Origin of the sequence: Aggregatibacter segnis ATCC 33393 (assembly GCF_000185305.1) — a bacterium.
GTDB lineage: Bacteria > Pseudomonadota > Gammaproteobacteria > Enterobacterales > Pasteurellaceae > Aggregatibacter > Aggregatibacter segnis.
The window spans coordinates 1,680,295-1,694,205 of record NZ_GL622200.1; the positions used below are offsets into that span (position 1 = coordinate 1,680,295).

General features: G+C 41.6%; 11 protein-coding genes and 1 other RNA gene. 6 read left to right on the plus strand and 6 right to left on the minus strand.

Features of this window, described 5'->3' with window-relative positions; translation table 11 throughout:
• Positions 1 to 73: 73 nt before the first annotated feature.
• A non-coding RNA gene (gene ssrS / locus HMPREF9064_RS09845) (6S RNA) lies at positions 74 to 257 on the plus strand.
• Between the two features lie 12 nt (positions 258 to 269).
• Complete coding sequence (locus HMPREF9064_RS01600) at positions 270 to 845, plus strand: 5-formyltetrahydrofolate cyclo-ligase (protein WP_006719378.1); 576 nt, start codon at positions 270 to 272, stop codon at positions 843 to 845.
• 34 nt (positions 846 to 879) lie between these two features.
• On the opposite strand, the gene HMPREF9064_RS01595 is transcribed toward HMPREF9064_RS01600, so the two are convergent.
• The gene (locus tag HMPREF9064_RS01595) at positions 880 to 1,665 is read right to left on the minus strand and encodes an outer membrane protein assembly factor BamD (protein ID WP_006719379.1); all 786 of its coding nucleotides are present in this window, start codon (positions 1,663 to 1,665) and stop codon (positions 880 to 882) included.
• Positions 1,666 to 1,771: 106 nt separating this feature from the next.
• Here HMPREF9064_RS01595 and rluD point away from each other — a divergent pair, with 106 nt between their 5' ends.
• Together rluD and pgeF are read left to right on the plus strand one after the other, a co-directional pair.
• Complete coding sequence (gene rluD / locus HMPREF9064_RS01590) at positions 1,772 to 2,746, plus strand: 23S rRNA pseudouridine(1911/1915/1917) synthase RluD (RefSeq protein WP_006719382.1); 975 nt, start codon at positions 1,772 to 1,774, stop codon at positions 2,744 to 2,746.
• Between the two features lies 1 nt (position 2,747).
• The gene (pgeF, locus tag HMPREF9064_RS01585) at positions 2,748 to 3,485 is read left to right on the plus strand and encodes a peptidoglycan editing factor PgeF (protein ID WP_032997988.1); all 738 of its coding nucleotides are present in this window, start codon (positions 2,748 to 2,750) and stop codon (positions 3,483 to 3,485) included.
• 73 nt (positions 3,486 to 3,558) lie between these two features.
• Here the strand turns inward: pgeF and HMPREF9064_RS01580 are convergent, their stop codons facing one another.
• Positions 3,559 to 5,784 (minus strand): FepA family TonB-dependent siderophore receptor, encoded by a 2,226-nt coding sequence (locus tag HMPREF9064_RS01580; RefSeq protein WP_006719387.1) that lies wholly within the window; start codon positions 5,782 to 5,784, stop codon positions 3,559 to 3,561.
• A gap of 257 nt (positions 5,785 to 6,041) precedes the next feature.
• On the opposite strand from HMPREF9064_RS01580, the gene HMPREF9064_RS01575 reads away from it, so the two are divergent.
• Positions 6,042 to 6,770 carry a 7-cyano-7-deazaguanine/7-aminomethyl-7-deazaguanine transporter gene (locus HMPREF9064_RS01575; protein WP_006719388.1) on the plus strand — a complete coding sequence of 243 codons (729 nt, stop codon included), beginning with the start codon at positions 6,042 to 6,044 and terminating at the stop codon, positions 6,768 to 6,770.
• A gap of 57 nt (positions 6,771 to 6,827) precedes the next feature.
• On the opposite strand, the gene HMPREF9064_RS01570 is transcribed toward HMPREF9064_RS01575, so the two are convergent.
• Genes HMPREF9064_RS01570 through hemC form a run of 4 tightly spaced genes read right to left on the minus strand, consistent with a single transcriptional unit; the run spans position 6,828 to position 11,254 of the window.
• Positions 6,828 to 8,102, minus strand: coding sequence for a heme biosynthesis protein HemY (locus HMPREF9064_RS01570; protein WP_006719390.1), 1,275 nt, complete (start codon positions 8,100 to 8,102; stop codon positions 6,828 to 6,830).
• Between the two features lie 12 nt (positions 8,103 to 8,114).
• Positions 8,115 to 9,542 (minus strand): uroporphyrinogen-III C-methyltransferase, encoded by a 1,428-nt coding sequence (locus HMPREF9064_RS01565; protein WP_006719392.1) that lies wholly within the window; start codon positions 9,540 to 9,542, stop codon positions 8,115 to 8,117.
• A 29-nt stretch (positions 9,543 to 9,571) separates the two neighbouring features.
• Positions 9,572 to 10,318 carry a uroporphyrinogen-III synthase gene (locus HMPREF9064_RS01560; protein WP_006719394.1) on the minus strand — a complete coding sequence of 249 codons (747 nt, stop codon included), beginning with the start codon at positions 10,316 to 10,318 and terminating at the stop codon, positions 9,572 to 9,574.
• Between the two features lie 9 nt (positions 10,319 to 10,327).
• Positions 10,328 to 11,254, minus strand: a complete 927-nt coding sequence (hemC, locus tag HMPREF9064_RS01555) for a hydroxymethylbilane synthase (RefSeq protein WP_032997989.1) — start codon at positions 11,252 to 11,254, stop codon at positions 10,328 to 10,330.
• A 153-nt stretch (positions 11,255 to 11,407) separates the two neighbouring features.
• On the opposite strand from hemC, the gene HMPREF9064_RS01550 reads away from it, so the two are divergent.
• Positions 11,408 to 13,909, plus strand: coding sequence for a class I adenylate cyclase (locus HMPREF9064_RS01550; RefSeq protein ID WP_032997990.1), 2,502 nt, complete (start codon positions 11,408 to 11,410; stop codon positions 13,907 to 13,909).
• Positions 13,910 to 13,911: the final 2 nt, after the last annotated feature.

The window sequence follows — 13,911 nt, forward strand, 5'->3', positions numbered from 1 at the left end:
TAACAAAATGTCATCTGAGAAAAAGAATTAGTGCTAGTCATTAAACCTAATTTCGAGTAGTATTGAATAAAAGAAATTCCTGAGGTGTTCGCCAGTGGATTACGTCCCTGAGCCGATACTTTTAATCTTATGAATTGGTTTCCTGTCATTGGTGTGCAGGCTTAGCTCCGCTAAGAAGCCTAAAAATGATTTCAACTAATTCCCTTGAACCGTCGGGTTCAAGGACCGACCATCCACAACGGCACCTCGGGTCCTCTCAAACAACAACTATGCGTTTATTTTCCTCAACCGCCTCTCTTCGCCAACAACTTCGTCAGCAAATGCGAGAAACTCGGCAAAAACTGACCGCACTTCAACAGCAACAAGCTGCGCAACATATTACTGAACAGGCGCTAAAACTTATCGAACAACAGCAGGCGAGGAACATTGCGCTCTATCTTGCCTTCGACGGTGAAATTTCAACAAAACCGCTTATTAACGAACTTTGGCAACAAGGAAAACATATTTATTTGCCGGTACTGCATCCTTTTGTTCGTGGTCATTTATTATTTCTGCGCTACTTGCCTGATACGCCGATGAAAGCCAATAAATTCAGGATTTTTGAACCGCACTTAAATGTACAAAATGTAATTCCACTTGAGCAATTAGATGTGATCTTCACGCCGTTGGTCGCCTTTGATAAGCGGGGAAACCGTCTAGGCATGGGGGGAGGATTTTACGATCGTACGTTACAAAACTCACAACGCCGTTTCATCACCGTGGGTTTAGCACATCAATGCCAACAAGTAGAAGCACTCCCAATCGAAAGCTGGGATATTCCGTTAGAACAAATTTTAGCGGGATAAAAAAACCTCCGAAAATTCGGAGGTTTTTTATGGATTATTGTGGCGCTTTCAATTCCGGTTCTTTTGGTTTTTCCGGCTCATCAAATTTCTTGCCTTCATTAGCTGCAATAATTTTTGCGGTTTGATCTGCTAAGTGAGTCAAGTTCATCTTTTCATAAGATGCTTTCATCAACGGTAATGCATCCAAAGTCGCTTGCGTATCCGGATACAGTTTCAACATAGAAACCACACGATTTGCTGTTGCCACATAAGCATCACGTTTAAAATAAAACTTCGCAATCGCTAACTCATGACGAGCAAGACTCGCTTTAATGTAAGTCATACGCGCCAAGGCATCCGGCGTATAAGGACTATTAGGGAAATGTTGCACTAAATTTTGGAAGTTGGCAAAGGCCGTTTTAATGGATGTATTTTCACGGGTTGCGCGATCCACACCAAAGAAATCTTGGAAGAAATTATCACCCAATGCAGAATTAGTTAAACCCGCCATATAAAGAGCATAGTCTAAATGACTACTGTTTGGGAAACGTTGAATAAAACGATCAATGGTGACTAAGGTTTCGGAGTAGTCCTGCGTTTTATAGTAGGCATAAATCAAATTTAATTGTACTTGTTCGCTATAAGAACTCCCCGGAAAACGACTACTCACAGCATTTAAATAACGGATTGCCTGAGAATAATCACCGTCCTGCAAATAGGTTTGTCCTGTGCTGTATAAGGTTTGTTCCGGTGCTTGTTCTACATCTTGTTTAGAGCTTGAACATGCGGTCACCGCCAACGCCATAGCGGTAAGCAATGCAAAGGATTTAAGTTTACGCATTGAATAGAATCCTTATTTTTACGAAAAATGAGAAATGAGTTACAATTGCCCGATATTGTATAGAACATTGCTAAATAAGCAAACTTGATTAACGGATTTTTTATTTATGGCACAAATTACTCTCTCGGCCACCGTGCAACCGCAACAAATGGGACAGCGCTTAGACCAAACCTTAGCGGAATTGTTCCCCGACTATTCCCGCTCCCGCTTAAAAACATGGATTGAGGAGGATTTGGTGTTGGTCAACGGTGTCGTGCAAAATGTGCCACGTACCAAAGTTTACGGTGACGAACACATTGAGATTACTGTAGAAATTGAAGATGAAACCCGCTTTGAGCCGGAAGCTATTCCGTTAAATATCGTTTATGAAGACGAGGACATTCTCGTTATCAACAAACCCAAAGATCTTGTAGTCCACCCCGGTGCAGGCAATCCTAAAGGTACTGTTCTCAATGCGCTACTTTACCATTACCCACAAATTGCCGAAGTGCCGCGCGCGGGCATTGTACACCGTTTAGATAAAGACACCACGGGTTTAATGGTCGTCGCAAAAACTATTCCCGCGCAAACGCAACTGGTACGTGATTTGCAAAAACGCAAAATCACCCGCGAATATGAAGCCGTTGCCTGCGGCATCATGACCAAAGGCGGCACAGTGGATGAGCCTATGGCACGCCACCCAACCAAACGTACTCATATGGCCGTGCATCCGATGGGGAAACCCGCCGTTACCCACTATCGCATTATGGAACGTTTCCGCGATTACACGCGCTTGCGTTTGCGTTTAGAAACTGGCCGCACCCACCAAATCCGTGTGCACATGGCACATATCGCCCACCCGTTATTAGGCGATCAAACCTATGGTGGTCGTCCGCGTCCCCCAAAAAATGCCAGCGAAGAACTCATGGAGGTACTACGCAATTTTAAGCGTCAGGCACTACATGCTGTGATGTTACGTTTACAACACCCGATTAGCGGCGAAATGATGGAATGGTACGCACCATTGCCGGACGATTTTGTGGAATTAGTGACCGCTTTAAAAGCGGATTATGTTCTCCACAAAGACGAATTGGATTATTAATATGCAAGCCATTAAACCGAACTGGAAAGTCCCTCAAAACGTGAAGGCGTTCACCACGCTTCGCCATGGCGGTGTGAGCCTTGCGCCTTATGACAGTTTTAATTTGGGTGATCATGTAGAGGACGATAAAAACGCCGTGAAAATCAACCGCACTTTATTGGTAGAAAAATTCCATTTACCACAAATGCCGTTGTTCTTAAACCAAACTCATAGCACGCGCGTATTAACCCTGCCTTATGACGGGGAAGATTTCAATGCCGATGCGGTTTATACCTGCCAACCGAATCAAGTGTGTTTAGTGATGACTGCCGATTGTTTGCCCGTGTTATTTACCAATAAACAGGGCACGGAAGTGGCCGCTGCCCATGCCGGTTGGCGCGGATTATGCGACGGCGTGTTAGAGCAAACTGTCGCCAAATTTCACTGTCCGCATGAAGACATCTTAGCGTGGTTCGGACCGGCTATTGGCCCAACGGCTTTCCAAGTAGGTCAAGAAGTTATCGATCAATTTGTTGCCCAAGATCCCCAAGCCACATCCGCCTTTATCGCAGATCCGAAAGCGAAAGACAAATTCCTCGGCAACCTTTACCAAATCGCTACGCAACGCCTCAACGCCCTTGGTATTACCCAAATCAGCGGCGGCGAACACTGCACTTATCTTGAAGCAGACAAATTCTTTTCTTATCGCCGAGAGAATGTCACAGGAAGAATGGCGTCGGTAGTATGGATTAACGAATAATTTGATTTTTAATCTTTTTCATAAAAAAAGTGCGGTCATTTTTAACCGCACTTTTATTTATCAAGGAAAGAAATTAAAACGTATATTTCAACGTTGCATAATAAGCACGACCCGGCTCATTGTAAGTATGCGCGTTATAATTGGTACTACTTGAAGAGCGATAAAGTCGTTTATCAAATAAGTTATTTACACCAACTCGAACACTCACGGTATTTTTCCAGTTGTAACCAGCACTTAAGCCCCAAATTGCATAGCTACCGATATCAGAAGAATTTGCTAACTTACCACTTTCCATTCGATTCTCCGGATTCTTACGAGAAGTTTGCTTGCCGTATTGCGTATAGGTCAACATGGTATCGAACGCCTCTGTAATTTGATAGTTCAAACTGGAATTCAATGTATATTTTGGCACGATAGAAAGCGGGTTGCCGGTATCTTTATTTTTGGTTTTATGCATATAGGTGAAATTATTAACCCAAGATAATTTATCTTCAATTAATGGCAAGGTTAGGTTTCCTTCCAAACCTTCAATTACCGCACGGTTTGCATTGCCCCATTTATACACATAGTTTCCAAGAGTACTAAGACCAACAAACTTGCCATCAGATACAATTTTGTTACGGTAATCGTTGCGGAAATAGGCAATGGAGGCTAATAGACCATCTTTATCATATTCAATACCAATTTCCTTGTTCCAGCTAGTTTCCGGTTTAATCTCGCTGTTTCCTTGGAAATAACAGGTTTTGCCATTCGGTACATAGGTTGGACAACCTTGGCCTAGGGTAAATAAAAGATAGTTCGGATTGGTTTGATAGAGGTTCGGTGCTTTATAAGCGCGAGCAATGCCACCTTTTATTTTCCAGTGTTCAGTTAAACCTTGTAAAAAGTTTAATCCTCCACTGATATTCGAACCGGAATAAGTATTGTAATCGTAACGTAGCGATGGCGTTAAAACCATTGACTTAGTAGCTGAGATATTGTCTTCAATAAAGAAAGCCCATTCACTTTGACTAGAATGCCCACCGCGAACATTATGTACACCGCTCGGTAAGGTTTCTGGAAGATCATAAATAACCTTACCGGAACGGTCACGTCTTCCCCCGAGCAATTGTGTCATAGAGGAAGCATCGTCTAAGCTACTGTGTGCTCCTTCAAAACCAACCGTCAGCATATGCTCGACGCCGAAAGTAAACGGAATATAGAATTCTGAACTAAAACGCGTATTTTTAAGAATAGAATCGCTAAAAGCTGATGTACTAGAATAACTGCCCTCTGGACCTCCTGCTAAGTATTCTGGTAAACGGCTATTTTTAGTTTTATCAAAAGTAATATAAGTTTTATTGTCGAAATGATCGAATTTGCCTTCATAAGTTAAAGCATAGTTCTGACGATATAAACGAGCGGTTTCAGCTTTGCTTCCTGCCAACGTTTTAGTTTCAGGATAGTTTTTATTATTGTAAAGCCCTGCTGAGCTATTTTGTGTATCACCGTTGTAAATATTGCCTTGGCGACTGAAACCAGAATCCAAGGTTAATTTATTTTTCTCATTGATATTCCAAACTAAACGACCGTTAATATCTTTGTTACGTACACCTTCACGACCTGCAATAGCCGGATCGCCATTAATGCCCACATCGTCCGCTTGAGTCTTATTCCAGTTACCATATAGGCGGAATTGCAATATGTCTTTAATTAGTGCACCGCTTAAATTGAAACCTACACGATTCGTCGCACCTTCTTTTCTATCTTCCGGTTGATTCGTATAATAGCTTACGCTCCCATGCAAATCATTGGTGACAGGTTTGGTAATAATATTTACTACACCACCCATTGCTCCCGAACCATAACGTGCAGCTGCCGGACCACGCAACACCTCAACAGATTCAATGGCCTCTATCGGTATCCAGTTACTATCACCGCGAGAATTTCGCTCTCCTCTCACCCCATAACGCTCCGCATTACGTGAAGTCACAGGTTTTCCATCGACTAAAATCAGCGTATTTTCAGGTCCCATTCCACGAATATCAATTTGGCGTTTATTTCCACGTTGCCCTGTAGCTGAGTTGCCAGTTAAGTTTACCCCTGGCATTGTTCGTAACACCTCAGAAATATCATTGGTGACGGGGCGTTTTGCTAAATCTTTTTCACTCACTATTGAAACACCAAGCGACTGTTTTACTTGACTTTCCGCTGTAACACGAATTTCATCCAACTGTTGTGTAGCCACCGCAGCGTTTGCATTATTTACAAATAATGCAGTACTGAGCAAACTCAACATGAAAATAGATTGTTTTTGCATAAAATGCTCCTAAAGAAAAAGTATGTAATATATAAGGCGCTTATTCTAACGAAATAACACCCATTGTTGCAAATACGAATTAATTCTATTTATAAAATATTCTGTTTGGTTGGTATTTTCATATTGTGATTATGTTTCAATACTTAATTCTGGTTGAATTATTTTTTTGATGCAGTATTATTTGCGCCCTGCATTTTTGCAGGCTCACAATATGTTCTGGGTTCCCTAACCCCAATTTAAACTAAAAAGGTATTCAAATGACACACGCATTTTCGATTTTTAGCGATCGCCAAAAACGTCGAGCATTAGTTTTGCTCAGTTTCTTCCACATTTTTATCATTGCTGTCAGTAACTATTTAGTGCAGCTTCCTTTTGAAATTCATGTGCCACTGACATTCTTCGGCGCACAAGAAGACTTTATGTTCCACAGCACCTGGGGCGCAATTACCTTCCCATTTATTTTCTTGGCGACGGATTTAACCGTGCGTATCTTCGGTGCGAAAGAAGCACGTTGGATCATTTTCGTGGTAATGATTCCGGCATTAATTATCAGCTATGTGGTCTCAACCCTCTTTTCAGATACCCAATATCAAGGTCTACAAGCATTAACCGAATTTAATATGTTTGTGTTCCGCATTGCAGTCGCGAGTTTCTTCGCCTATGTTTTCGGACAATTATTAGATGTTTTGGTATTCAATCGCTTACGCCAACTCAAAACTTGGTGGATAGCGCCAACCAGCTCCATGGTATTTGGTTCTATGGCAGACACTTATTTGTTCTTCGCGATTGCCTTCTATGCAAGCAGCGATCCGTTTATGGCGGAACACTGGATGGAAATCGGCTTCGTCGATTATTTATTTAAATTATTCATCGGGTTACTGTTATTCGTCCCTGCTTACGGTGTATTCTTAAATATGATTCTGCGTAAGATTCAGCAACTGACTGCAGTGCTCGAAAATGACATGGAATTACCCCAAAATTCTTAAAAAAGAAAGAATAAAAAAATGCCCTGAATCATCAGGGCATTTTGTTTTTTGAAGAGATTATTTTTGCGCTAAAAGTGCGGTCGGATTTTCTGATGTTTCTTCCGATAAGTTGAGATTTTCAACCGCCATCACAGACTTCAAACCGTCTTCACGTAATTGTTGTGCTGCCACCTTATCACCAACTTGCTCAAAGACATAAGATGCCATTGTAATGTCCGCCGGCTCCAATTTCTCTTTATTGGCGATTAACGCTTTAAACACCTCATTGGCTTTAGCAAAATCATTGTTACGCACATATAAATAACCGAGTGCACGATGCGCACAACATTGCACCGATGTGTTTGCGCCTTTTAACCACTTGCTGATAAATTTCACCAACTTGCTATTATCTTCAGGTTGCAAACGGCTGATTTGTTTAAACAATTCTTGCGTTAACGGGCTATTGTCACTATCTAATTTTTTCACTAACTCCAACATGAATTCATAAGCGGACTCATGATCATTGGCATCAATCAAACGCGTAATTAACGCCAGTTTCACACGGGCATCATTGCGGCGTTTACGAGATTGTTCATCCCACCAATCTAACAAACCATCGACGCCTTCTTCATTCATTTTCTCATCAAGCAATCCATCTTCCACTTGGGTTTGTAATGCAACAAATTCCTGTGAGGCATACAAGCCGGATTTTTCGATTTGGTCTAAAATATTATCTAGCGCCTGGTAAGCTTTTGATTTTAAATAAATCTCAACGGCTAATTTAAGTACTTCCTTATTTTTCCCTGCCATCAACAATAAGCTGTCAACTGAACTACGCGCTGCCGGTAATTTATTTTGTTGTAATAAAATACGGATACGGGCAATTTCTAAAACCAAGCTATCAGAACCGGCAATTTCCGTTGCTTCCATTAAATAACGGTTTGCACTAAATTCATCACCACGCTGTTGTGCTGCTTCTGCTGCTTTAATGAAGTTCAGCACCGGCTCATCAGAATGCTTCGCATTTTTACCAATTAATTTTTCCGCTTTAGAATAATCCCCTTCATCCATACGCATTAAGCCTTCCAATGTTTGCTTTTGCGCTTTCGTGCGTTTACGACGAGAAAACCAGCTGTATGTGTTGTTGCTTAAACGGAAAAAACGGCTAATGACGACTTCAATGCTGTACACCAAGGCTAAAGCGAGCACGAAGAAGATCACTAAAGTAGTAATGGACATTTCGACGATATGACTTGCCGTTTCAATTCGCACATAGCCTTGCTTACCCGCTAAATACGGCCCGGCAATTAAACTTGCCAGTAACAACAACATTAAAAATAGCACTCGTAACATAATCTATTTCTCCTATTGTTGTCCTTGATTGACTTCCGGTTTGGTTTCATTCGCCGGCGCGGTGGCAGCCTCATTTTCTTTTCCTGTTGGCTCAGTTCCCGAATTACCGTGCGACTCGAGTTCTTTATCCACAGAAAGCATGATTTTTTGCACTTCTTGTGTTGGCTTATTCAACAATTTATCTAAGGCATTTAACCCACTTAACTGAGTCGGCACATCCACGTAAATTGATTGTTCCGATAATTCATCCAAATTCTTCAAGAAGTTTTGAGCCACATCGGTATTGGTATCAAAATACGTCCGAATCCAAGAAGCTACAGTTTGCAAAGATTGTTTGTATAAATCGTCTTGTTGGCGTGGCACAGATAAAATTGCAATTTGTAAACGTAAACGAATATTCTCACGTAAATAAATATCTTGGTTTGGCGCTAACAACGCTTTGTCATTCGCTTTCTTTGGGGTCACACGAATAAAATGATTTAAAAAACTCACCGCACTTTTTTCTGCATTTTCTTTCCAATCATCCAAAGAATCCGTCAATTTATCGTTGTTCGGATCTTCATCAAAATTCACGTTTAACACCGTTAATTCGTCAACATTGTTCGCAAGCTCGGATAAATCTTGCATGATGGCGTTTTGGTCTACGTTATTAAGCGATAATAAGTTTTTCAAATCTGCGTGAATGGCGTTACGCACTGAAGTCACCTCTGGCAACGCAACTTTCGATAAAGTTTCATCGGCTACTTTTAACAACGCAATGCTGGTGTCCACATCATTATCTAACACCAATTTACGTAACGCATTATTGAGTAGAAAGTCTGCCTCGGTAAGCAACCAATCATTGGGTTGCTCTGCTTTTGCTTGGTTCGCCAAGCGTTGCACTTCTTGTTTCAACGCTGATAAGCTTTGTTCTTTAACGGCAACTTCCTGATGTAACGCACCTATTTGCTCACTAGCGGCTTGAGAAAATACAATAAGTTGCTGAAGCTGTGCTCTTTCAGCTTCAAAATTTTGCCCTTCAGCTATTACTGCCGGTACTGACTGTTGTACTTTCCCTGAAAGTGCGGTCAATTTTTGTTGTATTTCCTCAACCTGTAACTGACCAAAATAATAGCCCGCGCCACCCAAACCTAGCGCAATTAAAATTGCTAACAAACCTAATGCAGAACCGCCTTTTTTTACAACTACCGTTTCTTTTACAGGTGTTTCTTTCGTTGTAGAAGCGTTAGCAACAGTTTCCGCTACAGCAGATTGCTGTTCCGAAGAGAGCGTCTTTTCATTGTGTTCTTGTTGCATAGTGTTTACTTTATCCTCTATTGGAGCCTCAATTTGTTCAGTTAATGCCTCATCTTGTGTCGCTAAATCAAGATCTTCACTGATATCAATTTTCTGTTCCACTTCTGCATTCCGTTTCGACGGGTGAGATTTCTTGTTAGCCATAAAATTTACCTATAAAGAAAAAATGTGGTTTAACGACATTGTAATAAGGTTTGTAATAACGTTCTATTGTCTGAACACGGACAAACCGTCACTTGTTGCCAACCTAACGCTTGCGCCAAATGGGCAATACGCTCACTGATTGTAATAAGGTGACAACTTTTTAGCCAATTATGTTCGCTTTGCGGAACAAAATCCACTAATTGGGTGAGTATTTCAGCACTGGTCACGACTATCGTTTGTACGCCGGCTCGTTTGCACAAACTGGTTTGCTCCGCTTGATTGTAAACGAGAGGTTCACGTCGATAGCATTCGACAATTTCAATACTGCCACCACGTTGTTGTGCCTGTTCGGCAAAAAATTCCCGACCACCATTGCCGCGCAAAATTAATACCGTTTTCTCAGACAAATCTTGCATCATGGATATCTGCAATAATCCTTCACTATTTTCTTGCGTAGTCGGATAGTGAACAGCCATTTCTGTCATGGCAGCAAAATACTGAGCCGTACTTTTACCGACGGCGAAATAGGATAAGTCATCACGCCACTTGAAACCGGTATTTTTAATGGCTTTATCCGCAAAATCTACCGCATTTTTAGAAACAGCAAAGACATAATCGCCAGGTTTCAGCCTCGCTAATCTTGCAGGCAATTCATTCAGCTCCGCCCCACGAGTAATTTGAAATAGGGGTAAATGCAACGCAACAATGCCGGCTTTCACCAACATCTCAACCAGTTGCTCCCCACGTTCATCAGGGCGTGTCACCAAAACAGCCATATTCAACTCTTATGCGTAAATATTTTGCAAAATCTTGTCAGCACCTTGTGCCAAAAGTTGCTCGGCAATTTGCACACCTAAAATTTCAGCATTTTCTACCGCACTTTGACCTTCCGCACGAATAATTGTTGAACCGTCAACACTGCCCACCAAGGCTCGCAAGTTCAACATGCTCTCACGCAACACGGCATAACCACCAATAGGCACTTGGCAACCGCCTTGTAAGCGATTATTCATGGCGCGTTCCGCCAACACACAATAAGTCGTTTCGACATCAGCCAACGGTGCTAATAATTGTTTTACCTGTTCGTCATTCGTACGGCATTCAATCCCTACGGCGCCTTGCCCGGCAGCAGGAAGTGACTGTTCTACCTCAATAAAAGAAGTAATTCGATCTGCCAATCCCAAACGGATTAAACCGGCAGAAGCCAAAATAATCGCATCAAAATCACCGTTGTCCAGTTTGCTCAAACGCGTTCCCACATTGCCTCGCAAAGAGCGAATTTCCAAATCCGGACGTAAGGCTTTTAGCTGACACTGACGACGCAAACTGGATGTACCGACGATGGCTCCCGGAGGCAACTCGGCTAAAGTGCGGTAAGTATTTGAAACGAATGCATCACGCGGATCTTCACGCTTACAAATGACGGATAAACCTAGCCCCTCAGGAAATTGCATCGGCACGTCTTTCATAGAATGCACAGCGATGTCCGCTTCATTATTCAACAATGCATTTTCCAATTCTTTCACAAACAAACCTTTACCGCCGATTTTCGCCAACGGAGAATCTAAAATCACATCGCCTTTAGTGACCATCGTCACTAACTCGATAGATAAATCGGGATACAACTGCTGTAAACGCGCTTTCACAAAGTTTGCCTGCCACAATGCTAATGGGCTTTGACGAGTGGCAATTTTTAAAGTTTTTTTAAACATAATAACGAGATATGAAAGTGATCTTATGTGCTTTATCCTACCATTGTTAGCCCGTATTGTCAGTTTCCATTTAATTTTTTTGCTTTCCTGAAGTACTGGTGATAGAGTACCCACCAGCCAAGTATGACTGTTGTAAAAAAGTTAGGATACGAATTGAAGTTTGATCTCAATGAAGCCAAAAAACGCGTGGACTTTCTAGATAAATTACGCATTGATCGCGCTTTATCCGACACGACTGAATCCTTTCAACTTGTCTTTAAACTCATTCCTTTATTACTTCATTTTAACCATCCGGATCTTCCTGGCTATGTTGCGAACGCGCCAACCGGGATTGCACGCTTTTCTCTCAGTGGTTTTCAACAAGATTACCTTGCTAGAACACTTTCTGAAGAACAAAGAAAAAACATTCAAAAAAACCACCGCACTTTTGAGCAAGAAGCAATTCTAGGCGTATATGTGATGGGCAGTATTGCTTCCATCGCCCAAACACCATCTTCTGATTTGGATATCTGGATTTGTCATCGGGAAGATCTAAGCCAAAGCGCGCTCGAGCTGTTACAACAAAAAACCAATGTGATTCAACAATGTGCAAAACGCTTTCAAGTAGAAATTAACTTCTATTTAATGGATCAAAAGCGTTTCCGTTGTTTCCGTTATACCGAACTGATGGACGGTGAAAATTGTGGTTCAACACAATATATGTTATTGCTAGATGAGTTTTATCGTTCCGCCATACGCCTTGCCGGCAAACCTTTGTTGTGGCTACATTTATTGGTTGAACGTGAAGAAAATTATGAAGCGGAAATTGAGCGTTTAACTCAAGAAGGACAACTGGATTTAAACGATTGGGTCGATTTTGGGGGATTAGGCTCGTTCTCAGCAAACGAATATTTTGGCGCAAGCTTGTGGCAGCTTTATAAAGGCATTGATTATCCGTATAAATCGCTGCTCAAAATTTTATTACTCGAAGCTTATTCTTGGGATTACCCAAACACCTTCTTGATTTCTCGCGAATTTAAGCAAGCTTTACTAAGTGGTGATCTGAACGTTGAACACCAATTTGATGCTTATTTAGCCATGTTGCAGCGGGTAACCGATTATTTAACGCGTCAAAAAGAATTCAAACGGTTGGACTTTGTGCGTTGCTGTTTTTATATCAAAGTACACGAAAACGAAGTGGCCCCCGGGGAAACGAACTGGCGTTTGGATGAACTGTTCAAACTGGCTCAACAATGGGGATGGAAATGCGGTCAATTAGAGTGCCTCAATAATCGCCGACATTGGAAAATCAAACAAACCATGAAAATACATAATAGTTTGATTAAATTCCTCATGTTGAGCTATCGCAACTTAGTCCATTTTGCACGTAAACACCAAGTGAATGCCAGCATCATGCCACAAGACATGAGTGTGCTGACACGTAAACTATACGCTGCTTTTGAAGAATTGCCGGGTAAAGTGACCTTGCTCAACCCACAACTGGCTGTGGATTTATCAGAGCCGGCATTGACGTTTATTGAAGTCAAACATAATCGACATTTTAAAGACGGTTGGTATGTCATCAATCAAACACCAGATGTAGAAGGTTGTTGTCATCCTCGTTATATCGAATACAACGAAAGCTTGAATAAGCTTGTGGCTTGGGCCTATTTCAATCGTTTATTAACCGCCAATACGCAACTGTTCATTTCCAGCGATAACGTCGAATTAAAAACGTTGCGCCAATTTGTCACCGATCTTCGTTTAACATTCCCAATTGAAACGACTTTTGCAAGCAACGCCGATCTCAGCCATCCTTGCGAAATCCGTAGTCTTGCCGTCATTATCAATTTAACTCAAGATCCGACGCAACAGTTGAAGGATATCAAGCCCACCATCCAAGCCAGTGATTTGTTTAGCTTTGGTCCGAATGAAGAAAGCTTGGTCGGCAGCATTGACTTAACCTACCGTAATGTATGGAATGAGGTCAGAACGCTACATTTTGAAGGAGCGAATGCGATTTTATTGGCGTTAAAAGTGCTTTCCAACAAAATTTATCGTGGTGCGCCATCACCGAAATTCGTACAAGTTTTTTGTTATAGCCGCTACTATCGACATGCCTTACGCCGCATCGTCACGACACTCATTAATAAATGTATCAGCATCCAACTCGGGGTCACCGAACCGCCGAAAAACAATTTATTGCGAGTAGCGGGAAAAAACTGGCAATTTTTCTTTGAAGAACGCGGTATTAGTTTGCAAGAAATTCATCACGGACGAGTCACAAAAACACATCAATTTGACACCGCACTTAATAAAAAAGCTGCAGCGACGGATCCGGTGCCAACAAAGCACCAAAAGTATCCACGAGAAATCGATCGATTTGCAACGGAAGGTTTCCTGCAATTCTTCTTTGAAGATAATCCGAACGGCAGTTTTAACGTTTATATTTTAGATGAACTTAATCGCCTTGAGGTTTACCGCAACTGTGATGGTACAAAAGAGAAAAAAATTCATGAGATAAATAGAATTTATCAACTCTCAGGCTTGGATGAAAATGAGAATCCGTATAAAATCGTACAACGCGATTTTAATTATCCACAATTCTACCAATTATTAATGACAGAAGAAGGAATAACGATTGTTCCTTTCCATAGCCGTTTGGCTTTGTCTTGAGG

Coding starts and splice junctions, on each gene's coding strand:
- HMPREF9064_RS01600 (WP_006719378.1), top strand. CDS start 270: ATGCGTTTATTTTCCTCAACCGCCTCTCTTCGCCAACAACTTCGTCAG.
- HMPREF9064_RS01595 (WP_006719379.1), bottom strand. CDS start 1,665: ATGCGTAAACTTAAATCCTTTGCATTGCTTACCGCTATGGCGTTGGCG.
- rluD (WP_006719382.1), top strand. CDS start 1,772: ATGGCACAAATTACTCTCTCGGCCACCGTGCAACCGCAACAAATGGGA.
- pgeF (WP_032997988.1), top strand. CDS start 2,748: ATGCAAGCCATTAAACCGAACTGGAAAGTCCCTCAAAACGTGAAGGCG.
- HMPREF9064_RS01580 (WP_006719387.1), bottom strand. CDS start 5,784: ATGCAAAAACAATCTATTTTCATGTTGAGTTTGCTCAGTACTGCATTA.
- HMPREF9064_RS01575 (WP_006719388.1), top strand. CDS start 6,042: ATGACACACGCATTTTCGATTTTTAGCGATCGCCAAAAACGTCGAGCA.
- HMPREF9064_RS01570 (WP_006719390.1), bottom strand. CDS start 8,102: ATGTTACGAGTGCTATTTTTAATGTTGTTGTTACTGGCAAGTTTAATT.
- HMPREF9064_RS01565 (WP_006719392.1), bottom strand. CDS start 9,542: ATGGCTAACAAGAAATCTCACCCGTCGAAACGGAATGCAGAAGTGGAA.
- HMPREF9064_RS01560 (WP_006719394.1), bottom strand. CDS start 10,318: ATGGCTGTTTTGGTGACACGCCCTGATGAACGTGGGGAGCAACTGGTT.
- hemC (WP_032997989.1), bottom strand. CDS start 11,254: ATGTTTAAAAAAACTTTAAAAATTGCCACTCGTCAAAGCCCATTAGCA.